General features: G+C 37.5%; 23 protein-coding genes. 15 read left to right on the forward strand and 8 right to left on the reverse strand.

Going from position 1 to position 25,879, the window contains the following annotated elements; all coding sequences use genetic code 11:
- Positions 1-58: 58 nt before the first annotated feature.
- The 9 genes from trmB to AAY42_RS14575 all read left to right on the forward strand — a co-directional run bounded on the left by trmB (position 59) and on the right by AAY42_RS14575 (position 5,929).
- Positions 59-727 carry a tRNA (guanosine(46)-N7)-methyltransferase TrmB gene (gene trmB, locus AAY42_RS14530; protein WP_055396501.1) on the forward strand — a complete coding sequence of 223 codons (669 nt, stop codon included), beginning with the start codon at positions 59-61 and terminating at the stop codon, positions 725-727.
- A 3-nt stretch (positions 728-730) separates the two neighbouring features.
- Positions 731-1,360 (forward strand): LysE family transporter, encoded by a 630-nt coding sequence (locus AAY42_RS14535; RefSeq protein ID WP_055396503.1) that lies wholly within the window; start codon positions 731-733, stop codon positions 1,358-1,360.
- Position 1,361: 1 nt separating this feature from the next.
- Positions 1,362-1,706 carry an MGMT family protein gene (locus tag AAY42_RS14540; protein WP_055396505.1) on the forward strand — a complete coding sequence of 115 codons (345 nt, stop codon included), beginning with the start codon at positions 1,362-1,364 and terminating at the stop codon, positions 1,704-1,706.
- Positions 1,707-1,951: 245 nt separating this feature from the next.
- A complete protein-coding gene (locus AAY42_RS17975) occupies positions 1,952-2,500 on the forward strand; it encodes a LacI family DNA-binding transcriptional regulator (RefSeq protein WP_082433457.1) in 549 nt (182 codons plus the stop codon).
- A gap of 170 nt (positions 2,501-2,670) precedes the next feature.
- Complete coding sequence (locus AAY42_RS14555) at positions 2,671-3,810, forward strand: Mrp/NBP35 family ATP-binding protein (RefSeq protein ID WP_055396512.1); 1,140 nt, start codon at positions 2,671-2,673, stop codon at positions 3,808-3,810.
- A gap of 2 nt (positions 3,811-3,812) precedes the next feature.
- Positions 3,813-4,052: a NifU family protein gene (locus AAY42_RS14560; protein WP_055397955.1), complete on the forward strand. Its 240-nt coding sequence runs from the start codon at positions 3,813-3,815 to the stop codon at positions 4,050-4,052.
- Between the two features lie 68 nt (positions 4,053-4,120).
- Positions 4,121-5,179, forward strand: a complete 1,059-nt coding sequence (locus AAY42_RS14565; RefSeq protein WP_055396514.1) for an NAD(P)/FAD-dependent oxidoreductase — start codon at positions 4,121-4,123, stop codon at positions 5,177-5,179.
- A gap of 35 nt (positions 5,180-5,214) precedes the next feature.
- Complete coding sequence (locus AAY42_RS14570) at positions 5,215-5,562, forward strand: four helix bundle protein (RefSeq protein ID WP_055396517.1); 348 nt, start codon at positions 5,215-5,217, stop codon at positions 5,560-5,562.
- A 34-nt stretch (positions 5,563-5,596) separates the two neighbouring features.
- A complete protein-coding gene (locus tag AAY42_RS14575) occupies positions 5,597-5,929 on the forward strand; it encodes a 2Fe-2S iron-sulfur cluster-binding family protein (RefSeq protein ID WP_055396519.1) in 333 nt (110 codons plus the stop codon).
- 1 nt (position 5,930) lies between these two features.
- Here AAY42_RS14575 and AAY42_RS14580 read toward each other — a convergent pair whose 3' ends face one another.
- On the reverse strand, positions 5,931-7,670 hold the full coding sequence (locus AAY42_RS14580) for an ABC transporter ATP-binding protein (protein ID WP_055396521.1): 1,740 nt from the start codon (positions 7,668-7,670) through the stop codon (positions 5,931-5,933).
- A gap of 131 nt (positions 7,671-7,801) precedes the next feature.
- Here AAY42_RS14580 and AAY42_RS14585 point away from each other — a divergent pair, with 131 nt between their 5' ends.
- From AAY42_RS14585 to AAY42_RS14595, 3 genes are read left to right on the forward strand one after another with little or no spacing between them, the layout of a single operon-like run.
- The gene (locus AAY42_RS14585; RefSeq protein WP_055396523.1) at positions 7,802-8,848 is read left to right on the forward strand and encodes a TPM domain-containing protein; all 1,047 of its coding nucleotides are present in this window, start codon (positions 7,802-7,804) and stop codon (positions 8,846-8,848) included.
- A gap of 42 nt (positions 8,849-8,890) precedes the next feature.
- Complete coding sequence (locus AAY42_RS14590) at positions 8,891-9,100, forward strand: alkylphosphonate utilization protein (RefSeq protein WP_055396524.1); 210 nt, start codon at positions 8,891-8,893, stop codon at positions 9,098-9,100.
- Between the two features lie 10 nt (positions 9,101-9,110).
- Complete coding sequence (locus tag AAY42_RS14595) at positions 9,111-11,273, forward strand: acylase (protein WP_055396527.1); 2,163 nt, start codon at positions 9,111-9,113, stop codon at positions 11,271-11,273.
- Here AAY42_RS14595 and AAY42_RS14600 read toward each other — a convergent pair whose 3' ends face one another.
- From AAY42_RS14600 to AAY42_RS14610, 3 genes are all read right to left on the reverse strand, one after another.
- Positions 11,274-11,918 carry a hypothetical protein gene (locus AAY42_RS14600; protein ID WP_055396529.1) on the reverse strand — a complete coding sequence of 215 codons (645 nt, stop codon included), beginning with the start codon at positions 11,916-11,918 and terminating at the stop codon, positions 11,274-11,276.
- Between the two features lie 85 nt (positions 11,919-12,003).
- Positions 12,004-13,134, reverse strand: coding sequence for an acyltransferase family protein (locus AAY42_RS14605; protein WP_175288773.1), 1,131 nt, complete (start codon positions 13,132-13,134; stop codon positions 12,004-12,006).
- A gap of 75 nt (positions 13,135-13,209) precedes the next feature.
- The gene (locus AAY42_RS14610; protein ID WP_055391979.1) at positions 13,210-14,382 is read right to left on the reverse strand and encodes a helix-turn-helix domain-containing protein; all 1,173 of its coding nucleotides are present in this window, start codon (positions 14,380-14,382) and stop codon (positions 13,210-13,212) included.
- A 96-nt stretch (positions 14,383-14,478) separates the two neighbouring features.
- Here AAY42_RS14610 and AAY42_RS14615 point away from each other — a divergent pair, with 96 nt between their 5' ends.
- The gene (locus tag AAY42_RS14615) at positions 14,479-15,741 is read left to right on the forward strand and encodes an aminotransferase class V-fold PLP-dependent enzyme (RefSeq protein WP_055391978.1); all 1,263 of its coding nucleotides are present in this window, start codon (positions 14,479-14,481) and stop codon (positions 15,739-15,741) included.
- Between the two features lie 3 nt (positions 15,742-15,744).
- Here the strand turns inward: AAY42_RS14615 and AAY42_RS14620 are convergent, their stop codons facing one another.
- A complete protein-coding gene (locus AAY42_RS14620; RefSeq protein WP_055391977.1) occupies positions 15,745-16,641 on the reverse strand; it encodes a metallophosphoesterase in 897 nt (298 codons plus the stop codon).
- Positions 16,642-16,756: 115 nt separating this feature from the next.
- On the opposite strand from AAY42_RS14620, the gene AAY42_RS14625 reads away from it, so the two are divergent.
- Positions 16,757-19,129, forward strand: coding sequence for a GAF domain-containing protein (locus tag AAY42_RS14625; RefSeq protein ID WP_055391982.1), 2,373 nt, complete (start codon positions 16,757-16,759; stop codon positions 19,127-19,129).
- 12 nt (positions 19,130-19,141) lie between these two features.
- Here the strand turns inward: AAY42_RS14625 and AAY42_RS14630 are convergent, their stop codons facing one another.
- On the reverse strand, positions 19,142-20,332 hold the full coding sequence (locus AAY42_RS14630) for a Pycsar system effector family protein (protein WP_055396531.1): 1,191 nt from the start codon (positions 20,330-20,332) through the stop codon (positions 19,142-19,144).
- Between the two features lie 53 nt (positions 20,333-20,385).
- Here AAY42_RS14630 and AAY42_RS14635 point away from each other — a divergent pair, with 53 nt between their 5' ends.
- Positions 20,386-24,102 carry a metallophosphoesterase gene (locus AAY42_RS14635; protein ID WP_055396533.1) on the forward strand — a complete coding sequence of 1,239 codons (3,717 nt, stop codon included), beginning with the start codon at positions 20,386-20,388 and terminating at the stop codon, positions 24,100-24,102.
- Here AAY42_RS14635 and AAY42_RS14640 read toward each other — a convergent pair.
- Together AAY42_RS14640 and AAY42_RS14645 are read right to left on the reverse strand one after the other, a co-directional pair.
- On the reverse strand, positions 24,099-24,959 hold the full coding sequence (locus AAY42_RS14640; RefSeq protein WP_055396536.1) for a hypothetical protein: 861 nt from the start codon (positions 24,957-24,959) through the stop codon (positions 24,099-24,101). The genes AAY42_RS14635 and AAY42_RS14640 overlap by 4 nt on opposite strands.
- Positions 24,952-25,857, reverse strand: a complete 906-nt coding sequence (locus AAY42_RS14645; protein ID WP_055396537.1) for a GyrI-like domain-containing protein — start codon at positions 25,855-25,857, stop codon at positions 24,952-24,954. Before AAY42_RS14645 ends, AAY42_RS14640 begins: the two co-directional genes overlap by 8 nt.
- Positions 25,858-25,879 lie beyond the last annotated feature (22 nt).

The raw sequence follows: 25,879 nt of genomic DNA on the forward strand, positions 1-25,879 counted from the left end.
GCTTTTGGATTTCCTTAGTTTTGTCAAAACATTAAGTTTTGGTCAATAGAAAAGGTAAGTGGGAAGCAAAAATAAACTAAAACGATTTAAAGAGAACGAAACTTTCTCCAATGTGATCCAGCCCTCAAGGGAAGAGGTTATTGCTGGATTCAAGTACAAGGGAAGTTGGGCTTCGTTCTTTAAGAACGAAAACCCAATTGTAGTGGAATTAGGCTGTGGAAAAGGGGAATACACCGTGGGACTTGCAGAGAAAAACCCAGATAAGAACTTTATAGGGATTGATATTAAAGGAGCTCGATTTTGGCGTGGAGCAAAGTCTGCCCAAGAAGCGAACTTGACTAATGTTGCATTTCTCCGAAGTCAAATTGAACTGGTGGACGGCCTTTTTGGGGAGCATGAAGTAGATGAAATCTGGATAACCTTTCCAGATCCACAGATTAAATATAAACGAACTAAACATCGCCTTACCAATCCTGTGTTCCTTAAAAAGTATCAACACATTTTGAAGCCAAAAGGAGTTGTAAACCTAAAGACTGATAGTGAATTTATGCACGGATATACCCTAGGACTTTTACAAGGTGAAGGTCATGAAATCCTTTATGCAAACCACGATGTGTATAAAAATGCAGGAAGCCCAAAAGAAGTTCTGGAAATTCAGACTTTTTATGAAAATCAGTATCTTGAGAAAGGAAAACCAATCACGTACATCCAGTTTAGGATAAACTAGCCAATGATTCACGTACTTATACTGTTCTTTGCCACTTTTTCAGCTGCCTTTATGGCAACTGTGCCTCCTGGGTTGCTTAATATGAACGCAGCTAAAACCAGCGTGGAAAAGGGCAAGTTGAATGGAATTATCTTCAGTCTGGGGGTTTCCTCAATGATAATGATCCAGGCCTATATTGCGGTACTTATTTCCAAATTCCTATATAACAATCCTGAAGTAATAGATCTATTATTAAAGATTGCATTGTGGGTATTTGCCTTTTTTGCAGTTTATTTTTTTATCTCAGCCCAAAGAAATAAAAAGCAGAAGCCGAAAGAAGTCAGGGTTAGTAAAAAGAACAGTTTTTTTAAAGGAATCCTCCTGGCCGCTGTGAACCTATTGACCATACCATATTACAGTGGTTTAAATGCAATGTGGAACAAAGCTGGATGGATCAAGTTTGAATTAAAAGATACGTTGACTTTTGTTTTGGCAGCTGGTGCGGGCACCTTTTCGGTATTGTACCTCTATACATTTTACTTCAATAAATTAGAAACCAAAACAAATAGATTTTCTAAAAACTCCAACTATATTCTTAGTGGGCTTATGTTAGTTTTGTTGGTAATCACTTTAATTCGCATTTTTTATAGGTAATATGGCGGATAAGAACTTTTTTGACAAGGTATATGAGGTTGCTAAATTAATTCCTTACGGAAAAGTTACTTCTTACGGAGCTATTGCTAAATATTTGGGAGCAGCGCGCAGTGCAAGAATGGTTGGGTGGGCCATGAACAACTCTTTGGCCAAGGATGTACCTGCACATCGAGTAGTGAACCGAGTTGGTGTACTAACTGGAAAGCATCATTTTGATGGAACCAACCTAATGCAGCAGCTTTTGGAAAATGAAGGAATCGTTGTCAAAGACAATCAAATAGTCGATTTTCAAAAACATTTTTGGAACCCCGCGAGCGAGCTAAATGAAGAAGATTTTCCGTATTAAATCAGAAAGAAGGAATATTCTGAATAAATTTCCATAAAGAAGATAAAGTAATTTTAAACTGGCAGATTATCAAAGGTTTGAGAAAATTTCAATCGATTTCGTAAAAGTGACCTAAGATTGAAAAAATTGGTAGGTCTAAGTGTAACTTTATGCAACCAAACTAGTCTTTAATTCTATAAGCAGAAGTAAAAATGTTAGCGGTGGGGATGGCTATAACCCACTTAAGAAAGGAATTTTAATAACACATGAAGTCTGAAATCAACATAAGCCAAATTTCCTATTTGTCAGGATATTCAAAATCAACCGTTTCAAAGGCAATAAACAATAGCAAGGAAATCAGTGAAAACACCAAGTTGAAAATTCGAAAAATAGCCAAAGAATATGGATATAAACCTAATTTTTCAGCAAAGGCCCTAAAATCTAAGAAAACAAACTCCATAGGCCTTATCGTACCTAACTTCTCAAAAATATTTTGTGCCTTTATCATGGAAGGTATTGAAGAAGCAGCTGTAAAAAAAGGGTATAAACTTGTAGTCTACCAATCCAAAAATGATTTATTGAACAGAAAAAAAGTGGTAAAAACGTTATTTGATGGCAGTATTGATGGACTTATTTTGATTACCAATGAACGTTTTGCCCCGCAGTGCGAAATTGATTATGTAAACAAAGTGGTTGAAGATACCTTGCCCACTGTAAAAGTCGATTTTTCAAATTGTCCAGAGGAAAACGGCACTCCCAATCAAATTAAAAGTAGGGGAGGGAAAATATTTGAAGACTTGGCCAAAGTCATATAGTCGGTTAAGTGAAAATTTATCTTTCTACATCAAAATCATTTCTTTTCAGGATATAGTGCAAACCTATCCTGTCATTTCCATTTTCAATCTAACTGTTTCTTATTCTAAGCTTTGGGGCGTATCTTTGTAATTTAGAATCGGTTTAAACGACTGCAAACAAAATTGGATTAATGAAGCTGAACAAAGCAGATATTCTTAAAGCATTAGAACTTATTTCCGCCCCTGGAGAAGGGCAAAATTTGGTGCAAAGCGGAGCAGTTACCAACGTTCAGGTATTTGGGGATGAGGTTGAGGTAGATGTGACGATTAAAAATCCAAGTCTTCAGGCCAAAAAGAAAACTGAGGTTGAAATCTTAAAAATAATCCATAGCGAGGTCTATCAAAAAGCAAAAATCCAAGTCAACCTTAAAGTTGAGGCCTCATCAAAACCTAAGGTAAATCAGATCAAGGGAAATCCAATTCCCGGGATTCAAAATATAATTGCAATAGCTTCAGGAAAAGGAGGTGTTGGAAAATCTACGGTAACGGCCAATATCGCAGTTACCCTTTCCAAAATGGGTTTTAAGGTAGGTTTACTGGATACGGATATTTATGGTCCATCCATGCCTATTATGTTCGATGTGGCTTTGGAAAAACCACTATCGATCAATGTAGACGGAAAGGCAAAAATGAAGCCTGTTGAAAACTATGGTGTGAAACTACTTTCAATAGGATTCTTTACACAGCCCAATCAAGCGGTAATTTGGAGGGGCCCAATGGCGTCCAAAGCTTTAAACCAAATGATTTTTGATGCGCATTGGGGAGAACTTGATTTTCTATTATTGGACCTTCCCCCGGGAACGGGAGATATCCATTTAAGTATTATGCAGTCCTTGCCGGTAACGGGTGCCGTTGTGGTAAGTACTCCACAGGAAATAGCACTGGCAGATGCCCGAAAGGGAGTTGCCATGTTCCAACAGGAGGCAATAAGCGTTCCAGTATTGGGAATTGTTGAAAATATGGCCTACTTTACCCCTGCAGAACTGCCTAACAACAAATACCATATCTTTGGTAAAGGTGGTGCCAAAAACCTTGCTGAAGATCTTGAAATACCATTTTTGGGTGAAATTCCTTTAGTGCAAAGTATTAGAGAGGCAGGAGATGTTGGAAGACCTGCCGCAATGCAGACCGCTTCTCCAATAGAAGAAGACTTTGAAGACTTGACTAAAAATGTTGTTCAGGAATTGGTGAGAAGAAATACAGATCTGCCCCCAACAGAAGCAATAAAAATTACAACTATGGCGGGATGCGCTGCTGTTAAAAAGAAATGAGTATGACATCAGAAGAGATTAAAACAAATGTTGAGAAGGCCTTGGATGAAATTCGACCATTTTTGCAGAGTGATGGCGGGGATATTTCATTGATTTCAATAGATAACGACAGCTCGGTAAAGGTAAAGCTAGAAGGCAATTGCATAGGTTGTAGCGTTAACCAAATGACGCTTAAAAGTGGCGTGGAAATGACCATAAAAAAATATGTTCCTCAAATTGAAGAGGTCATTAATGTAAGCTAGCTGATAAAAATCATAAATCTTTCCTTACACAAATTCTAAGTTGCGCAGATATCCAAAAAAGATTCTGAATGATTAAAACCGATATACTGATAATTGGAGCGGGACCTACGGGTCTTTTTGCTGTTTTTGAGGCAGGTTTGTTACAGCTTAAATGTCATTTAATAGATGCGTTGCCCCAACCAGGAGGCCAATGTTCCGAAATTTATCCCAAAAAACCCATTTATGATATCCCAGGATTTCCAGAAGTCCTAGCCGGTGAACTTGTGGATAATTTAATGGAACAGATCAAACCCTTTCAGCCTGGATTTACCTTAGGGGAACGAGCAGAAAAAATAGAAAAATTGGAAGATGGAAGCTTTGTTGTAACTACGAACAAAGGCACCCAACATCACGCTCCGATTATTGCCATCGCAGGAGGTCTGGGGAGCTTTGAACCCAGAAAACCGTTATTGGATAATTTATCAAAATATGAAGATAAGGGAGTCTCATATATGATTAAGGAACCCGAAGTCTATCGAAATAAAAAAGTATTGATAGCTGGTGGAGGTGATTCCGCCTTGGACTGGTCTATTTTTCTTGCAGATGTAGCTTCGGAAGTTACCTTGGTTCATCGCCGAAATGAATTTAGAGGTGCTTTGGATTCGGTGGAGAAAGTACAGCAGTTAAAAAATCAAGGAAAAATCAATTTGATCACACCTTCTGAGGTTGTTGGCTTACATGGTGAAGAAAAATTGGAAAAGGTTTCTATCAAAAAAACAGATACTTCCGAAGAAATTGAGCTTGAAATAGACAACTTTATTCCCCTATTTGGACTTTCGCCAAAGTTGGGGCCAATTGCAGATTGGGGCTTGGAAATTGAAAAAAATGCGATTAAAGTAGATAATACATTGGACTATCAAACGAACATCCCAGGGATTTATGCCATTGGCGATGTGAACACGTATCCTGGAAAACTAAAATTGATTTTATGTGGTTTTCATGAGGCTACATTGATGTGCCAAAGTGCTTATCAGCGAATTTTCCCAGATAAAAAATATGTCATGAAGTATACCACGGTGGGTGGTGTAACCGGTTTTGATGGAAGTAAAAAAGAAGCTCCCAAAGCCGTTGTAAAAAGTATAGATTAGGAATCAGTAGCAAGGTTTTAGGAGTAAGAAAAAATATGGCAGTAAAGAAATTTGAAGATTTGCTTGTTTGGCAAAAATCACAAGACTTTGCAGTTATAATTTATAAGAATTTTTCTGGCACAAAAGATTACCCTTTCAAAGACCAGATTTTAAGAGCTTCGGTTTCTATTTCAAATAATATAGCAGAAGGTTTTGACCGGAGAACAAATCCAGATTTCATCAGGTTTTTATATATAGGGATTAGTTCAAATAGTGAAGTAAGATCTATGTTGTATTTATCGGAAAGATTAGGATATTTGCATCTTGAAATAGTTGAAGAATTATTGGATAGGTCGAATGAGATTTCTAGAATGCTTTATGGACTAATACAATCTATGAAATGATACTGATTCCTGACCTTCTAATTCCTAAATCCTTTTGATGGATATAAAGATAAAGATAACCGACCGTGAAGGTGTGCAACACAAAGTGGATGCACCAACGGACATGAACATGAATCTCATGGAGGTGGTTCGTTCTTATGAATTAGCCCCTGAAGGAACCATAGGAATTTGCGGAGGAATGGCCATGTGCGCTTCATGCCAATGCTATGTAAAGTCAGATCACCAACTCCCTGAAAAGTCAGATGATGAAGAAGCAATGCTTTCGGAGGCTTTTAATGTTGAAGATAACTCAAGATTAGGCTGCCAAATCCATATGACCGATGATTTGGACGGACTTGAGGTAGAGTTGGCTCCAGAGGAACTCTAAATTATATCCGTGCCTGGTACGTAAACAAATTATAATACCTTCCTTCGGAAGCTATCAATTCTTCATGGGTTCCCTGTTCGGCAATTTTTCCATTTTCAATTACTAAAATCTGATCTGCTTTTCGGATGGTACTCAAACGGTGCGCAATTACAAAAGTGGTTCTGCCCTTGGTCAGTTCGGCCAAACTCTTTTGAATCAACGCTTCGGATTCTGTATCTAAACTAGAGGTGGCCTCGTCCAAGACCAGAACTTTTGGATCTGCCAAAATAGCTCGGGCAATTGCAATACGCTGGCGTTGTCCGCCAGATAGTTTTACACCCCGTTCGCCAATGAGCGTGTCCAAACCGTCATCAAACCGATCTGTAAATTCATTTACGTAGGCAGCTTTAACGGCTTCAAGCAATCGCTCCTCCGAAGCATTGGGTCTTGGGAACAATATGTTCTCGCGAATGGTACCTTCAAATAAAAAATCATCCTGTAACACCACGCCCAGATGCTGTCTAAAACTGTTCAAGTTAATTTGGGATAAATCTTGTCCATCAACGGTAATGGTTCCAGAATTTGGATTCAAAAAGCTAGCAGCCAACCCTGCAATGGTGGATTTTCCCGAGCCAGAACTTCCCACCAAGGCAATTACTTGTCCAGACTTTACCTTAAAACTAATGTTGTGCAATACTTCTTCATCTTCATCATAGGAAAAAGAAACATTGTCAAATTTAATGTCGCCATGAATGGAATCAAGCTGAATGGTACGGTCTTTTTCGTTCGCTTCGGAGGTTTCGTTCATTAATTCTTCAGTACGATCTAAACCTGCCAAAGCTTCGGTCAGTTGACTACCAATATTGCTCATTTGAACAATTGGAGCCACCATTAGTGCTAAAAGAAAGGTGAACTCAAAATATTCACCAGTGGTAAGCTCTCCATTAATCATTTTATAGCCTCCATACCCCATCATTATTCCAGTCGTTGCCAGACCCAAAAGAAAAGTGGAAGAACTCGTCATTACTGCAGTTGCAGTTAAGCTCTTTTTTACATTTTTGAATAAACGGTCAACCCCGATTTCAAATACTTTCCCTTCCTGTGCTTCGGCATTAAAACCTTTTATGACCCGAATTCCACTCAATGTTTCTGTAAGACGGCCTTTTACTTCCGCATTGATTTTTCCACGCTCTCTAAAAACAGGCCTTATTATTTTAAATGCCTTTAATGCAATTATGGCAAATATGATCAAAGGAATAAATGTCAATAGCGTCATGCTCGGACTTATTCTCAGTAATAAAACCAAAGAAACAATTGCTGTTATGGAACCACCAACCAATTGAACCAAGCCCGTTCCTATTAAATTTCTGACTCCTTCTACATCACTCATAATACGGGATACCAATGCGCCGGATTTAGTATTGTCGAAAAAACGGATTGGTAATGATAAAACTTGTTTTTGTACCTGTGCCCGCAATTCTGATATCATGAACTGGGCTTGAATGCTCAAAACTTTGGTCAATAGAAATGACATGATTGCCTGTACCAAAAATGAACATATGACTACGGCCACTATAATTTTTAGAAAATCATAGTTCTTATTGGGTACAATATCGTCTAGAAAATATCTTAGGGAAATTGGGGCAACAAAGCTTGCTGCCTTGCTAATTACAATAAGTAAAAGTCCAAGTAGAACCAGGTTTCTTCTTGGCCAAATAATGGTTTTAAATGCTTTTAAAATGCTAACTTTTTTTTCCGCCATGATCAGTTCTTCAAAAGAGCGTGCAAGTTAGTCGAAATTATATGGACACGAAAAGCCAAGAGGCCCCATCAATTTATATATAAAAGAATGGGTAACATATGGTATATTTAAATGTTGGATGATTTAATAGAATGAGTAGAAAAACACTGTTTTATTTTTTGGTTCTGGTTGCCACTTTCAGCTTTGGTCAACAGCAATATCCTGAATTAAAGGCCATAGCAACTGATAGTGCTGGGATTTTTACTCCATCGGAATTGGAAGGATTAAAGATGAAGCTGACCAATTTTGAAACAGAGACTACCAATCAGTTGGTTGTACTTACCATAATGGATTTGGGTTACGAAACCATTGAAGAGTATGCTAATGGAACGTTTAATCAGAACAAATTAGGTCAAAAAGACAAAGACAACGGAATACTTATCCTTTTCGCAAAAAATAATCGAGAAGTACGTATTGAGGTAGGCTATGGCCTCGAACCATACATAACAGATGCTGTAGCTTCACGAATTATCAGGAATACCATGATTCCTGAATTTAAAGAGGAGAATTATGTAGTAGGTCTTAATAGGGCAACAGATCAGATCATTAATTTCCTGAACAACCCGGAAGCACTTGAGGAATTTAAAAAAGAGATAGAGGAAGAGGGAGAAATGGGCTTTGGAGTCAAGCTTTTCTTTATCCTGTTCTTATCCATTTTTGTAGCTGCAGGCGGATTTATTTTTTATAAATCCTATCGAAATATTATTGAGGTTTTTCGTGGAATGATGATAGGAAAGCTTAGTGTCGTTCAAGGATTGTTCATGGCTATTTTTGGGTTGATACCTGTACTTTTTTCACTTGTTTTTGTGTTAATGCCCCTATTTTTTATGGTTATGATCTTCGATTTTAAAATCGTTGAGGATTACGACTACTTATTTGAAAACAACACGTGGGTTTTTATTGTCATGGGTAGCTTCCTTGGCCTTACTATACTCTTGGCAGTACTAAAAATCCTGATAAAAGGAAAAGAAGAGTTTAAACTCTCGTTCCTTAAAAGTGACAAGACATACATGAGTAAAACCTTTTCATCATCTGGTAGCCATTCCTTTGGTTCAAGTTCATCTTCGGGAGGAAGCTCAAGTAGCTTTTCCGGTGGAGGAGGTAGTTCTGGCGGTGGCGGTGCAAGTGGAAGTTGGTAATTGGGAAAGAATTCGTGTATTTTCACTCAATAAAGCAAAACTATGGATACAAAGGACAGTAATGGAAACCTACTTGAAGATGGAGATAATGTTCATGTCACCAAAGATTTAAAGATTAAAGGAATGTCCAGGACCTTAAAAAGAGGGAATGTTATCAAGAATATTCGCTTGACAGGAAGTCCTCAAGAAGTTGAATGTAGGGTTGGGAAAGCCCAAATCGTTCTGAAAACACAATTTTTGAAAAAAGCGTAAAGAATTTTTAATGAGAATAGTAGCGGGATTATTTTTTTTGATAGCGGTTTCATGTGCACAAAAACCGCAAACCGAAATTGAAGAATGGCAAGTACAAGCGGAAAACATCACAATTATACGGGACGATTTTGGTGTGCCCCACATCTATGGAAAAACTGATGCTGACGCTGTTTTTGGACTACTATATGCGCAATGTGAAGATGATTTTAATCGTGTTGAGCAAAATTATATCTGGGCCACAGGACGCTTAGCAGAGGTAGATGGTGAAGATGCTCTGTACAGTGATTTGCGCGCCAAACTTTTCATGACGGAAGAGGAGGCAAAAGCCAATTACAAGAAAAGCCCGGAATGGTTGAAATCATTATGCGATGCCTTTGCTGATGGGATCAATTATTACCTGCATACCCACCCAGAAGTTAAGCCTAAACTTTTAACCCGATTTGAGCCATGGATGCCCATGTATTTTAGCGAAGGAAGTATTGGGGGTGATATTGAGCGAATTTCGGTTAGAAGATTAAAAGCATTTTATGAAAGTGGAATGCAGCTTCCCGAAATGGAAGATTTACAACTAAAAAAGAAAAAGGAAATGGCTGAACCCCAAGGTTCAAATGGAATAGCTATCTCTGGAAAACTGACCCAATCTGGCAATGCCATGCTATTGATAAACCCGCATACTTCTTTTTATTTTAGGGGAGAGGTACATGTGGTAAGCGAAGAAGGGTTGAATGCCTACGGCGCTGTAACATGGGGGCAGTTTTTTGTCTATCAAGGCTTCAATGAAAAAACGGGATGGATGCATACATCAACCTACACCGATGTGATGGATGAGTTCAAGGAAACCATTGTTGAAAATGATAAGAATTTGTTTTACCAATATGGGGAGGAACTACGACCTGTTGAAACATCAAAAGTGATTTTAAAATTTAAAGAGGGCGAAGCTTTGAAAGAGAGGACCTTCCCTAAACATCACACGCATCATGGACCTATTACACATGCGGTTGGGGGTCAATGGACGGCTTCGGCAATGATGTGGGAGCCCGTAAAAGCTTTGGAGCAATCTTTTATCAGGACAAAACAAGATGGGTATAAGGGCTTTCGCGAGATGATGGATATTAGAACCAACTCCTCAAACAACACGGTTTACGCCGATGCGGAAGGTAACATTGCCTATTTTCATGGAAATTTCGTTCCCAAACGCGATACCATTTTCAATTATACACTCCCCGTGGATGGAAGCAATCCCAAAACAGATTGGCAAGGGTTGCATACTGTTGATGAAAATATTTTGGTTTTGAATCCAGACAATGGTTGGATTCAGAATTGTAATTCCACCCCATATACATCGGCATTGGAGAATAGTCCCAAACGTGGAGATTACCCAAAATACATGTCTAGAGACCAGGAGAATTTTCGTGGAGTGCATGCGATTGAATTGTTAACAGATAGAAGCAGCTATACTTTGGATAGTTTGATCGCTTTGGCACATGATTCGTATCTGCCTGCTTTTAAGGCGTTGATTCCGGGCTTGATTAAGGCATATGATGAAAATCCAATACCCGAATTGAAAGAGCCCTTAGAAATTTTTCGGAATTGGAATTTCAGAACCTCAAAAGAATCTGTGGCAATGACCTTGGCGCATTTTTATGGAACGGAATGTTATAGGCAGGCAAGTAGGCCAGAAGGATTATATGCTATGCAATTAATGGAATATTGGGGCAGTGTATCTTCAGATTCTGAAAAATTAGCCTTATTTCAGGAAACAGTATATCGATTGAAGCAGGATTTTGGTACTTGGCAAATGCCCTGGGGAGAGGTAAATCGGTATCAACGGTTGAATGGTGATATTCGACAACTCTTCGATGATTCCAAACCAAGTATTCCCATTGGTTTTGCAAGTGGTAGATGGGGAGCTTTGGCTGCTTATGGAGCTCGGTATGATAATGACACTAAAAAGATTTATGGCACCAGAGGCAATAGTTTTGTCGCTGCAGTGGAATTTGGAGAAAAAGTAAAGGCAAAAACAATTTTAGCCGGAGGCCAAAGCGGAAATCCCGGTTCGTCCCATTTTGATGATCAAATTAAAATGTATGCCGATGTACAATGGAAAGATGCTGCCTATTATAAAGAAGATGTGTTAAAAAGAGCAGTGAAAACGTACAAGCCTGGAGAATAGTTATTCCTCCTCCTCTTTTATTACGATCAAACTCGCTTTTGATCCCGTAGAGAGATTCCAACGGTTGTTGTGGATAATTTCACCCTTTTCATCAGCAATCACTACTTGAGCTGTATTTGGCCCAGAAGAACCTTGGTTTAAAGCTTCAAAATCTAGTCGGTTAAAACCTTTTATCAGGTCAATGTTTACACCTTTGAAAGAGCCAGAAAGTAGAATATTGGCTTCAATAACTTCACCATTAAGGTAGATTTTTACACGATCTCCATCAACATATTCATGATCACGACAAACAACACCAACAAACTTTGCTGTAGTTTTTACATCACCTAAATACTGGTCTCCAAAGTGTTCTTTGGAACCCTTCTTTTCTTTTTCACCTACCTTGGGGTCAATAACCATATCATGGCCTGCCTGTAACAATTCCCTATCCGGCAACATTTTTATGCCCGGCTTTTCATCTTTTGAAGTTAGATTTTCACTAAGCACTGAGGGCATACGAAGAGCAGTTCCTTGAGTACTCGGTGTTATATCCAAATTATTGTTACTCCCAATTGTAAGTGGGCGGGTAGTAGGGATGTCTCCTTGGGCTTGTATTGCCGTTACTCCTAAAACAAAACATGAAAGAAAAAAAAGAAACTTTTTCATAACAACTTGGTCGACAGTTGACCATAAAGTTAACAAATACCTTGCCATCTTCATGATAAAGCAAAGTTAAATCGACCAGATGCAATTATTTGACTTTCTTTCTTTTCAACCCAAATAAAGGATGTAAAAATGGGATTCTTAAAATAATCAAATCATAGATAAGCCAGCTTAATCCAAAAGTACCAACGACTAAAATGACACTTTTGGGAAGCAGCCCCCAATCCAAGTCAATTAAGTAATAGGCAATCCCCACGGTAATGGTTTGGTGCAAAATGTAAAAAGGATATACTGCCCTGTTGGCATAGGCAAGGGTTTTACTGGGCCTATTTAGATATTGGGCTGCATAGGCAAAAAGCACCAAAATCCAAGACCAAATATTCACCACTTTTAGCATTGCTTCGGTAAAGTGAATAATATAACCATCTTCAAAGAAGAGCCATATGATAACCTGACTTGAGAAAGCAATGATCCCTATGAACAAAGCTTTGGTTTTTATGCTTTTCAAGCATTCCCAGAAGGTATCCTTGGTTGCTATCAACAAAAAACCAAAGAAGAACAAAACAATACTAAAACTTATATTGAACCAATCATCAATCAATGCGTGGGTAATGTCGAAAAAAGGTTCTACGCAGGCTTCAAGTACATATAAGGGGATAACAAAAATGTAAAGTCCATATGGTTTTTGAATCTGTCGTTTAATCCATTCTACAAATTTTGTTTCATTTCTACGTAGATACACAAGAATGGGAGAGAGCACCAATGAAAACAGAAAAAGATAGGGTAAAAACCAGAGGTGGTGCCAGCTTATATTTCCCTCGGGATAAATACCTTCAAAGGCAATGGTGGTAAAGAACTCAAAATAAGACCCTGAAAATTGTGCATTTGCAAGGCGTTCAAAATACACTTGGGGAGGCACAATGAGCAACATCCCTACACCAAGTGGAATACCCAATCTTAAATAGCGTTCCAGGTTAAATTTCCAAAGACTTCTTTTTCCCAAGGCATAATACGTGCCCATTCCTGAAATAACAAATAGGATGGGCAAGCGCCATTGGTTTAGAAATATCATAGGCCAACGTAGCCAATCATAGGTTACATTGTTTTTAACATGCCATCCCCAGGGTACAAAAAACATACCTACATGGTAAAAAATAAGCAATCCAAAAACGATTACTCGTAACCAATCCAAGTCGTAGCGGCGAATCTTTGTCTCCATAGTTAAAATTGTTTGGTCAAAGATGGGAAGCAAAGAAGAAGAATTGGAATTTAAGAGGAGCCGAAGTGTATTGAATTACAATTCTGGAGAAACTTTGTTTTTTGAATACTGTGATGGAGAGGTGCCCACATACTTTTTAAATGCATTGTAAAATGCTGATTTTGAGCTAAAACCGACTAAATTTCCAATAGCTTCAACCGTTAAATGGGCATACTCTGCCTTAATCAGTTTTTCTTGGGCTAACTGTACTCTTTTTTGATTGATATAGTCGTTGAAGTTGCTTCCGGTTTCGGTATTGATCAGTTTGGAAACCAAATTGGGGTTTGTTTCAAGCTTTTTAGCAAGGTCGTTTAGAGTTGCTTCCGAAGATTTAAAGTAATTGTTATCGTGGATAAAGCTTTCAATTTCAATAAAATTTAACCCGTTGGAGGTAAGTGTTTCATATTTGTCCGCAATCCAGGAATTTTCAAAAAATCGAGATTCTGAAATGATAAAAAAAGTTGTGATGAAGGTGATTACGGTTTGCAGAATGGCAATATAGTGATCCCCACTATCATCATCATGATTTAAGAAAATAAGAAATAGGAAAATCAGCAAAAAAACAAAAAGCGCAACCGTGTTTCTGGAAAAAGCATATTTGTCAAGCTTTATTTTTTTTGGAGCCAATCCCTTTTTGCGTCTCGACTTAAAAACTAATCTAGCCGAAAGAACAAGGTAGAGGACAAAACTGAAAAGAATCATCCATCTAAATTCATCTTTTATAATATGATAGGTAAAATTAAAGGAGTCTGGAACAGGTATGTAACCCAGATTATCATAGTAAGCTCCTAGGTATGCGTTGAGTTTTACGGCTAAAGGCCCCTTGTAATAATTGATTTGCGATAGTCCATAAACGAAAGGGAGCAAAAAATGTGGCCAGTGTTTTTTTAAGGTAATTGGCTTTCTCTCTAACAAGGCATAAGTGAAAAAATAAATTGTTGGAGCTATCAGTAGTACAAACACTTCCGTAGAATCGTTAAAATGAAGCATGTATTTAATAAGCCCTGTATAGCACAGGTATGTATCTAAAAAAACCAGTGACTGAAAAAATAAAGACCAACCCAAAAAGGTTATTGCCGAGTTCTTTCTTGCCCTAGCAAAAATGACAAAACTTAAAAAAAATCCTTGAACTACCCCAAGGAGCATTAAATGTGAGGCAATGTCATGCCTTATTGGAATTTGATTTAATATGGATTGAAGTTGTTCCAATTCTGAGTTATATTGTAAATTGAGCTAGGTATAGCTCAATTTAGGGTTCTTTTCAATGCTTTCAAAAGATACGTTTAACCAATAAATTGAAAAATTATGAAAAAAAGACAATTTTTAAAACGCTTGGGGCAAGCGGCGGTGGTCACGCCTTTTCTTTCAATACCGGTAAGCGCACAAAATGAAGATACAAACCTACCTTACCCTAAAAACAATGATGATGAATTTTGGAAAAGAATCCGAAAGGACTACTCCCTTAAACCAGACTATATAAATCTTGAAAATGGGTACTACAATTTTGTGCCCATCCCAATCATGAACAACCATCTTAAGCATATTAAGAATGTAAATTATGAAGCTTCTTTTTATATGCGAACGGTACAGTGGGACAACAAGAAAAAAGTAGCTGCCAGACTGGCAAATTTGGTCGGCTGTCAGTCTGAAGAATTGATAATCACTCGTAATACTACGGAATCTTTGGATATGATTATTGGAGGATATCCTTGGAAAAAAGGTGATGAAGCCATATTCGCCATTCAGGATTACGGTTCAATGCGAGACCATTTTCGTCAGATTAGTGAACGTTATGGTGTTGTTTGTAAAGAAGTTTCTGTACCGAACCATCCAAATTCGGATGATGAATTGGTTACATTATATGAATCCCAAATCACCTCAAACACCAGATTGATAATGGTCAGCCATATGATCAATATTACTGGACATATTCTTCCCATCCGTAAAATTTGTGATATGGCACATAGCTATGGAGTTGAGGTTTTGGTAGATGGTGCACATTGTATAGGCCATTTTGAGGTCAACATTAGTGAATTGAATTGTGACTATTACGGTTCAAGTCTGCATAAATGGTTAAGTGCTCCTTTGGGCACGGGCATGTTATATGTTGCCAAGAAAAATATTGGAAAAATATGGCCGCTATTGGCGGATCATGTAACTGATTCTGATAAAATTCAGCGATTGAACCATATCGGAACCCACCCTGTGCATTCAGATTTGGCCATAAATGATGCCATTGATTATCTTGAAATGATTGGATTGAAACGAAAGGAAAATAGACTGCGATTCATTCAAAGGTACTGGAGCGATCAATTGCGAAATGTTGAAAATGTAATTATCAATACCCCGGAGGCAGAAGAACGAAGTTGTGGAATAGCCAATGTTGGTCTCACCAATATGGGAGCCAAGGATTTGGCCAAGACCTTACTGGAAGAGTTTCAGATATGGACCGTTGGAATTGAATATGCCAACGTGAATGGTTGTAGGATAACCCCCAACGTATATACTACTACAGAAGAGCTTGATAAATTTGTAACGGTAATAAAAACATTAGCAAAGAGAGCATAAAGGCTATTCCGTTTTATAATGTGCTAATTTTTCAGGGCCTTCCAGCAAAATCCGAACAATTTGTAGCGTACCATCAGGTTTTGTTGCAATTTGCCACTTGATTAATGAAATTTTCCCATTTTCAATCTCAATTCCGGTAATACTTCTTGGGTGAACACAACTACCATCATTAAACAAAGGAATTTGACCTGGTTCGGGAAAGCGAGGTCTATGCGTATGCCCTACAATTGTAATTTTAAGGGTATTCTTTAAAATCCAACGCTTGATCCGCCGTTCAATTCGTATGAGTTCTTTGTAGTTTTTAGCTGGACTGGTTGGATCTGCAATTCCAACCACCTGTAAAGGTTTCCAAAGAATGCGAACCAAAAACCGACCAATACGCCAACAAACATAATTCCACCAATCGGCCTGGTGTCCATGGGTGCAGAACAGTTCTTGTCCATTTTCCTTATGTTTTAGAATAAGTGCTTCATGGTACGTTATGCCTTCAAAAAGAGCCTTGTCCGAATCATCAATAGGTTCAAAATAACTTGAGAGATGTTTGCTCACATAAGTCTCGTCCCTATATACCATATCATGATTTCCCCAAACCATATGTAACCGGTTTTCCAAATGGAATTGACGTAACAATTGAAAAATATTTTTGTGAGCTTCAAAAATGGATTCAAAGCTGAGGTTTTCCCATAGTTCGTCGCCATCGCCCAGTTCACAATACTCAAATCCTTCACGATAATAATGGTTTAGAGCATGAAAATAAATGTTTCGGTTATTTGCGAAATCATCAGCAAAGCTATTATCTCCCCTATGGCAATCGCTAAAAAAGATAAACTTTGAGTCATCATCAAAAGAGATGATTTTGGCATTTTGGTAAGCGCGGTCAAGTCTTGTGGTCGATGACATTCAGCAAATTTTACTAAATATCTAAAAATTGCAGTTAAAACCATAAAGATTCCCTTAACATTGGCGCATATTTTCTTTTTGTAACTTTATAGGCTAAACCTCGTCTAATACTGGTATGGAGCAAAACTACAATGCTGAAAGTCCCATGTTGCAGTTGATAAGTTTCAATAAATTATTGGAACACTATGATAATCAGCTAGAAAGCAAGGATGTGTACTTGGTAAATAGGGCCAAGCACGTATTGGATGCACAGGCACCTTTTCCTGAACTACGGGAAGGTTTTGATGATGTTGGGCTGTTAAAGAAGCATGAGGATGTGATTAGCACCATTCTGGCGGACACATTTGCCCCGGTGCTTACCTTGAATGAGATTAAGACAGCTTCCACGCCATTTGATAATTTGGTTTTTAACTCCTCCGAAAGGTTTCAAAATATTTTGCAGAATGCAGGTGAAGGATTTGAGCTGGAAATCCGGAATTTACCCATGGAGCTCAATTATATCATGAAATGTACCGTGGTACTGAGTTACTACTACGGTTTTAAAATGGACTTTAAAAGACCTTTGTTTTATGATATTCCGGACGCAAATGGGGTAATGAGACATTATAGAATACTGTACAATGCAGATTTTATGGAAATCATTCCTACAGACAAATCAAAGGAACTTTCTCAGGAAGACGTTGACGAACTCTTGGAAAATTTTGACAATCTAGATCTTTGGAAAGAAAAAATACCGCCAAACAGTTTTATTTCAAAGGGTTTTGTAATCTCCAATATGTTCGATGTAACTGCCGAACATTCCATTTCGGAAATAAAATCCACACTTATTGGAAGCAATAAAAGAGGAAATGAAAACTTTATGGACAGTTTTCAGGATACCTTTAGGTCGCTTTTTAACCTTAAAAAAATCAGCGTTGGGTTTGCGGGATATGATTCCAAGACAAATCGATTCCTAAAAATATATGGGAAGGGTATCGAAAGCCACATTCTAAAGGGTAAGGAAATGGAATCTTGCGATACCATGCTATGCGGTTATTCCTATGATAAACTCTTTAAGGAGAACACCTATTTTGCCATTTCCAATGTAGAAAAATATTATAAAAAGACCAACGGAGGTCAACCCTACAAGAACCTTCATGAGCAGGGGATAAAAAGTGCTATTTTGGCACCAATTGCGGACAATGGAAACCTTTTGGGTGTTTTGGAATTGGTTTCTACCACGGTAAATGAGCTTAACAGCATAAATGCGAACAAGCTGGATGATGTAATGCCATTTATTGTTTCCGCGGTTATACGATCCATAGAAGAAGAGGAAAATTTGGTTGATGCCATTATTCAACACGAGTGTACAACGGTTCATTCTTCCGTCTATTGGAAATTTCAAGAGGAGGCCAAGCGGTTCATGTCGGACGAACTGATTGGAAATCAACCTGTTTTTAAGGAAATAGTATTTAAAGATGTTTATCCGCTGTATGGACAGATTGATATTAAGGAGTCCTCAAAAGAAAGAAATCTCTCAATACAGAGGGATTTAATGATTCAGCTTTCAGAAATTAATGAAGTACTCTGGTCAGCTGTCAAAAAGTATAAACTTCCCATTTATGAGGAGTTGATGTTTAGGGTGGACACCTATCTTGAAGAGTTAAGAGAAACACTTTATACCCATACTGAGCAGGCAATTTTTGATTTTGTACAGGAAGAAGTAGCACCTGTTTTCAAACATTTAAAGAAAGAGGATAAGGAGATAAATCTGCTTGTTGAGAAGTATGAGAGTCAAATAGATCCAACTACAGAATCATATTACGACCATCGCCGGAATTATGACAATAGTGTGATGGAAGCCAATATGCAGCTTGCTTCTTTATTGGATAGAAAACAAGTTGATGCCCAAAAAATGTTTCCACATTACTTTGAGAGATACAAAACAGATGGAGTAGAGCACAATATGTATATTGGAAGTTCCATTGCCAATGACCGTAATTTTGATAAGCTTTACCTAAGTAATCTAAGGTTGTGGCAACTACAGGTTATGTGTGATATGGAAAACAAATATTACGCGCTTAAGACCAAACTTCCAGTAAAATTGGATGTGGCTTCCCTAATTTTAGTGTACAGTACTTCCCTGTCCATACGATTTAGAATGGACGAAAAACGATTTGATGTAGATGGCACCTACAATGCCAGGTATGAAATCATTAAAAAGCGTATTGATAAATCATACATTAAAGGAACCAATGAAAGATTGACCCAGAAGGGGAAATTGGCAATAGTATATTCCCAACGAAAAGACGAAAAGGAATATATGCGCTACATTAAATTCTTAAAAGCTAAAGGTTATTTTACAAATAACATTGAAATTGTAGAACTTGAAGGTTTGCAAGGTGTCACCGGACTTAAGGCAATAAGGGCTGAAATTCTATATACAAAGGACACACAATCCGAAAGAACCTATACCTATAATGATTTAATGGAGGAATTGAAATCTTAGTAATAAGTTTCTTTATGCTACTCTATCCGGCCCCAAAAAATGAAATGCGAGGCCAAATGCCAATACAGATATTACTATCCCTATAATAAAAATAGTATAGGTTGTTCTCAATATCTTATACTTTCTATTTAGGACAAGCCCCAGAAAATAAAGGTCTTTGGTAAGTGAAGAATAAATGTAGTCCTTGTCTTTTACCAATTCTTGGATGGCCCATTCATATTCGTTCAAGCTCATTTTATGAAAATTCCCAAAAAACAAAAGGTTCACCTTTTTGTTTTCCACATCCTGTTTGGTGAACTGTCCACTGGTTACGTTGGGCCTTGTGGCAAGCACGGCCAAAACCATTGAAACAACGCTAAAAATTATAAAAATCGCTGTTGGATAGACCAAGTACGCATTTGAAGGATTATCCAGTTTCGGAATAAGATTGGACAGGGCCACGGAAATGATAATGGCATTTACGGATAACAGAATATTGGCCTTGGTATCTGCAATATCACTAAGCGTTAAATGATTTTTAAGGGTTACCCTAAAAAGGGTCTGTATTCCTCGATCAGGACTTTCACTTTTGTATTTTGCCTTAAGTGCTTCCTTCTTGGCAATTTCTTTCTCGGTCTTTTTCTCCTTCACCAACAGCTTCAGATTTCTTTCCTTGTTCTCTTCCCAATTGTCCTTGGCATAATCAGTATAAAATTGATGCTCGTTCCGGAACATTTTTATGTTCTCGTCTCGCCATTCCTTGTTAGAATATTTTGCAATTCCCAATTCTTTCAATTCCTCCTTCAAAAAATCTGTGGTTTCCCAATAGCTTTTTTGGGCAAAGTGCGAGGCATCCGCATCCCGTATAATCTCCTCATGCAAATTAGTTGGTTCATGATACCTTTTTGTGGCCATGATACAAGAGCAGATCTGTTCAATGTCTTTAGTATCATAATTGTTGTCTTCAAGAAAAGATGTGGCAATTTTACAGCTGGCTTCCTCGTGGTTTTCCGTACTCTTGGTGTAGCCTGTATCATGAAACCAAGCGGTTAACAAAAGCTTCTCCACTTCCGCCTCACCAAGGTTATAGAAATTGAGTAATTCTTTAGTACTTTTAACTACACGTTGGGTATGTCGTAAATTGTGGTATAAAAACTTTGGATTTAATTCTTTCTCCAAAATTTCCGAGACAAAACATTCAGCTTTTTCAACAATTTCCGACATAACAGTATTTTGAATACTCCAAAATACAAAAATTTGGAATCAACCTCATTGATATGAAAAAACATTACCTAATTGTTGTTTTAGCGGCTCTGGTAAATAGTTGTGCCACTTATGAAACAAAATATACATCTCCATTTAACAACATTGAGATTTTTAAGGACAAAGAAGTTGAACATACTTTTTATTTGATAGGGGATGCCGGAAAATCACCCATTGGGGATTTAAATCCTGCCCTTAAAATGTTCAAATCCAGATTAAGTGAAGCAAAAAAGAATAGTACTGCTATTTTTCTGGGAGATAATATTTATCCCGCTGGATTTCCTGGTAAGAAAACTGACCCGTCTGGGAATAAATTGGCAAAGAACCACTTAGATGCACAAATAAGTACGCTTGATGACTTTAAGGGAAAGACGATTTTTATTCCTGGCAACCATGATTGGTATAGTAACGGACTTGAGGGATTGGAGCGCGAGGAAAAATACATTCAGAAAGCATTGGATAGCAAAAAAGTGTTTTTACCGGATAATGGGTGTCCCATTGAAAAAATTGAAATAGGTGATGATATCATTGTTATTTCAATTGATACAGAATGGTATTTAACCAATTGGGATAAGCACCCAACCATGAACGATGATTGTGAAATAAAAGACCGGGGCAGATTTTTTGAAGAATTGGAAGGCCTTATCAAAAAGAATGTTGATAAAACTATCCTGATTGCAATGCACCATCCAATGTTCACCTACGGGTCTCATGGAGGTCAGTATTCGTTTAAGCAGCATATGAACCCCAGTGGAGGAAAATTCCCCCTTCCTGTATTGGGAACAGTTGCCAATGTTTTAAGAAGAACTTCTGGAGCCACAATTGAGGATCAATCAAATAAGATATACAATCAACTAAAAAATAGGATAGTTACACTTTCCCAATACTCTGAAAAGGTAATTTTTGCATCTGGACATGAACATACGCTTCAGTATATAGAGGAGAATGGCATACCACAAATAGTTAGTGGTTCAGGTGTAAAAAAAGGAGCGACCAAGCTTTTAAATGGAAGTAAATTCTCTACAGGTCAAATGGGATATGCAACCTTAAAGGTTTATAAAGATGGCTCTTCAAGTGTAGATTTTTATGGGATTGAAGATGATGGTTCTGAAGAATTGATATATAGTACCAAAGTATTGCAACCCAACAGAGAGAGAAAAATAAATAAATATACAGACCAGTTTCCTGCTGAGATGGAAGCTTCAATTTATACAGATCACGAGATTGATAGAAGCGGTTTTTACAAATGGCTTTGGGGCGATCGCTATAGAAAATATTATGCTACCAAGGTAAAAGCTCCTACGGTGCTTTTAGATACTTTGATGGGAGGTCTTTCGGTTGTGAGAAAAGGAGGTGGAAATCAATCAAATTCTCTACGGCTTCAGCATAAAGATGGGAGGCAATTTGTAATGCGTGCGCTGCGGAAGAGTGCTGAGCGGTATTTACAGGCGATTGCTTTCCAAGAGCAATATATTATAGGAGATTTTCAAGATTCATTTACCCAAAAGCTTCTTCTTGATTTTTATACGGGCGCACACCCATATGCTCCGTTTACCCTGGGGCCACTTTCTGATGCCATTGGACTATATCACACCAATCCAAAAATGTATTACATACCTAAACAGAATGCTCTTGGGGAGTATAATTCGGATTTTGGGGATGGACTTTATATGATTGAGGAGCATGTATCCGAGGGGCATGATGACTTAGAAAGCTTTGGTAAAACAAAAAAGATTGAAAGCACATATGATTTAATTACCAAACTACGAAAGGATGAGGAATATAGCATTGATAAAAAAGAGTATGTAAAAGCGCGACTGTTCGATATGCTGATTGGCGATTGGGATCGTCATGTAGATCAATGGAGATGGGCGGAGTTCAAAGATGAATCAGGAAAAAAGATATACAAACCAATTCCTAGGGATAGAGATCAAGCATATTCAATTTGGGGAGACGGTGCGTTAATGGCATTTGCATCAAGAACGGTTCCTTCCTTGCGTATTTTTGAAGGTTTCAATGAAGAAATACGAAATGTAAAAGGTTTCAATGGGTCACCAAGAACATTTGCCCTTGACATGGCACTACTTTCTGAAACCGATTTGGATTTATGGATAGACCAGGCAAAATTCATTCAAAAACAAATAAACGATGATGTGATTGATAAATCTTTTTCTGCTTTTCCGGAAGAAGTCAAAGATGAAACTGTTACCAATTTCAAAAAAATCCTATTGGCAAGAAAGCAAAATCTTGTAGGCACAGCTAAAGAGTATTTTAAAATAATCAATAAATACAGTGTAATTACGGGTACTGATAAGGATGATTATTTTATGGTTCGTTCATTGAAAAATGGAGGTCTAGAAGTAAAGGGGTATCGTTTAAAGGATAAGAAAGCTCAGGATTTGTTTTTTGAAAAAGTATACGACCCAGAATTCACAAAGGAAGTTTGGGTATATGGGCTGGATGATGAAGATGTTTTTGATGTAAACACAGCATCCTCCAAAATCAAGTTAAGAATTGTAGGAGGGCAAAATAACGATCAATATAAAATCGCAGAAAAATCTAAAAAGGTGCATGCGTATGATTTCAAAACAAAAAAGAACACTTATGATGAAGCTTTTGGAGGAACGGTACACGCCATCAACGATTATGACACAAACACCTATGAGTTTCTTAAAGTAAAGGCAAGTAACAATCAATTGTTGCCTTCATTTGGCTTCAATCCAGATGACGGCTTTAGAATTGGTCTTTCCGACACCTATACCTTTAATGGGTTTAGGCAAAACCCATTTACGCAACAACATACATTTAGTGCGGTATATTATTTTGCTACGAATGGTTTTGACTTTACGTACAACGGAGAATTTGCCAATATTTTTGAGGATGTAAACTTAGAACTGAATGCCAAATTCACCAGTCCTAATTTCACAATCAATTTTTTTGGTTTCGGAAATGAAACCGAAAACAACGAGGATGAAGAACCTCTGGAACTTGATTACAACCGGGTTAGGTTAAGTACCATACGATTTGCCCCATCGCTTGTGTGGCGTGGATATTTGGGTTCTAAGGTAAGACTTGGGATTTCGTATGAAGATATTGATGTAGAGGAAACAGAGGATAGGTTCATTAACCAATTTTATGTTGAAAATGGAGAAGAGAGCGAGCAAAGTTTCTTTGGCGTGGATGCGGAATACAGCTACTCCAATACCGATAATGAAGCTTTTCCAACTTTAGGCATGAGCTTTTCCGTACAGGGTGGATACAAAATGAATCTAAATGATTCGGAAAGAGTATTCGGATATATTATACCAAGTTTGTCCATTGATCATAAAATATGCTCCGATGGGCGATTGGTTTTGGCCACTAAGATAAAAGGGCACTTTAATATAGGAGATGACTTTGAATTTTATCAAGGAGCTAGTATAGGTGCAAATGATGGTTTGAGAGGATTTCGCTTTCAACGATTTACTGGAAAGACGGCCTATTATCAGAATACCGATCTGCGGTATAGTTTTAGAAAACGAAAAACAGGATTATTACCCGTAACACCTGGAATCTTTGGTGGTTTTGATTATGGAAGAGTATGGTTTCCTAATGAAGACTCGGATACATGGCACAATTCCTATGGAGGGGGTATTTTTGTAAATGGAGCAGATATTTTATCCGCAAACCTGGGCTTCTTTAACAGTTCAGATGGGTTACGATTTGCTTTTGGAGTAGGGTTTGGCTTCTAATTGATTTTATAGGAATACAGGTTTCTTCCCTTTGTTTTGGATTGTTCATCCGCAATCAAAACCGTGGTATTATCCAAAAAACAAATGGATTCTTGCTGGGTTCTGTGAAACACATCTATAGTGCGTAAGGTTCCCTTTGTAAAATCGTCAGACGGAAAATCCGTAAAAGCCCATATGAATCCAGAACCTAATAACACAACAGTTTTTCCATCAGGAGATATATCGGCACCTGTTACGGAACAAAATTGTTGATCTATGCATGTTGTGATCTCGCCAACCAATTCTGCCGTATGTGAACCTTTTTTTGCTGGGATTTTATAAACAAATGCCTTGCCCGTATATGGTCTTGTTCTGTTTTTTGTAATGAGATATAGGAAGTCATTTTTATAAAAGAACGCTTCACAATCAAACATCAATTTTGATTTTTTTGGTGGAAATTTCGTTTGCTCCGGATAATGGAAGCTTATTTTTTCTGCTTCGATCTTGTTCCCTTTTTCTTTTTCTGGATTTGGTAATATATAAATACACAGATTTTTTCTGTCATTGAAATTGTTTCCAAAATCACCGATATATAAGTTGCCCAAGTTATCTTTTGCCAAGTCTTCCCAGTCGTTGTTTTTAATATCTTTTACATCGAATTTTTTGGTGATCTTGGCTTTGAGATTTACCTTATAAATATCATCCTTATTACCATTGTCTTCAATGGCCCAAATGGTCTCGCCATCTAAAGAGACAATCCCAGAGATTTCACTTAGCTTAGGAGGCAACTTTCCCAAGTACGTCAAATCTCCATAATAGGGTTTTTGTGCGCACCCTTGTAGAACAATAAGTAGAAGGAGGATACAGATTTTATTCATTGGTTTCTTTTAAGGGCATAAATATTTCTGCTTTCCAATCCAATTCGTTGCCACTCGTACTTGGATTATTATAAAAAATTTCAACCGGTGTACTTATAACTTCAATATCATTGTTTTTGGCATGATCTAAAAGCTTGTACCAAGCCCGGTCTGAAGTAATATAATTCCCGTTGTAAATTGCTTTTAAGGCCTTGATACCTTTAAATTCTTTATATTTTATTTCCTTGTTAAAGGGTAAAGAGTCCTTTTTAATGATTGGATAGCAAAAATTGTATTCAATACTGTCCTTCTCCATATCCCAATTTACAATCTCAACAAAGGGGACACCTTCTTCTTTTGTAAGTCCATTATCATCAACAAATCCGCTTAGAAATGGAAAATCCGCCATCATTTTAAATGCTTTTTCATCTTGCAAACACCTTACATTAAGGTAAGCACAATAGGTAGGTTCAATCTCATCAGGGCCAACAACCCTTACCTTAAATTTTTTAGTATGACTTTGTAATAACGTATTAAAGTTGATAAGGTTCTCTTTGGAACGTCTTTCCAAAACCGTGTTGGAAAATGGAACCAAAATTTTGTTTCTAATGCTATGGTCCAAATCTTTAATGCCCACTCTAATTTTTGAAAGGGAATCATTAATCGGAATTATTTCCCAGTTATATTCAACAAGGGTATCATTATAGGTCAACTGCTGTTTTAGGTTTAAAATTCCATCTTGTTGAATAGGGGTATAAGGTCTTAAGCTTTTGTTCCAATGTTTAATTGTTTGGTTTATGGCCCCGGGAAAGGTTCTAGCATTGAATGAAACCAGATAATCGCTAGGTTTTATAAAAAGATACCATACCAAAGAAATCAACAGTACTAAAACGAGTACTAAAGAAATTTTTCGTTTCATCAGTAATCAGATAAGTTTTAAG

The sequence above is a fragment of the Flagellimonas eckloniae genome, from assembly GCF_001413955.1.
Lineage (GTDB): Bacteria > Bacteroidota > Bacteroidia > Flavobacteriales > Flavobacteriaceae > Flagellimonas > Flagellimonas eckloniae.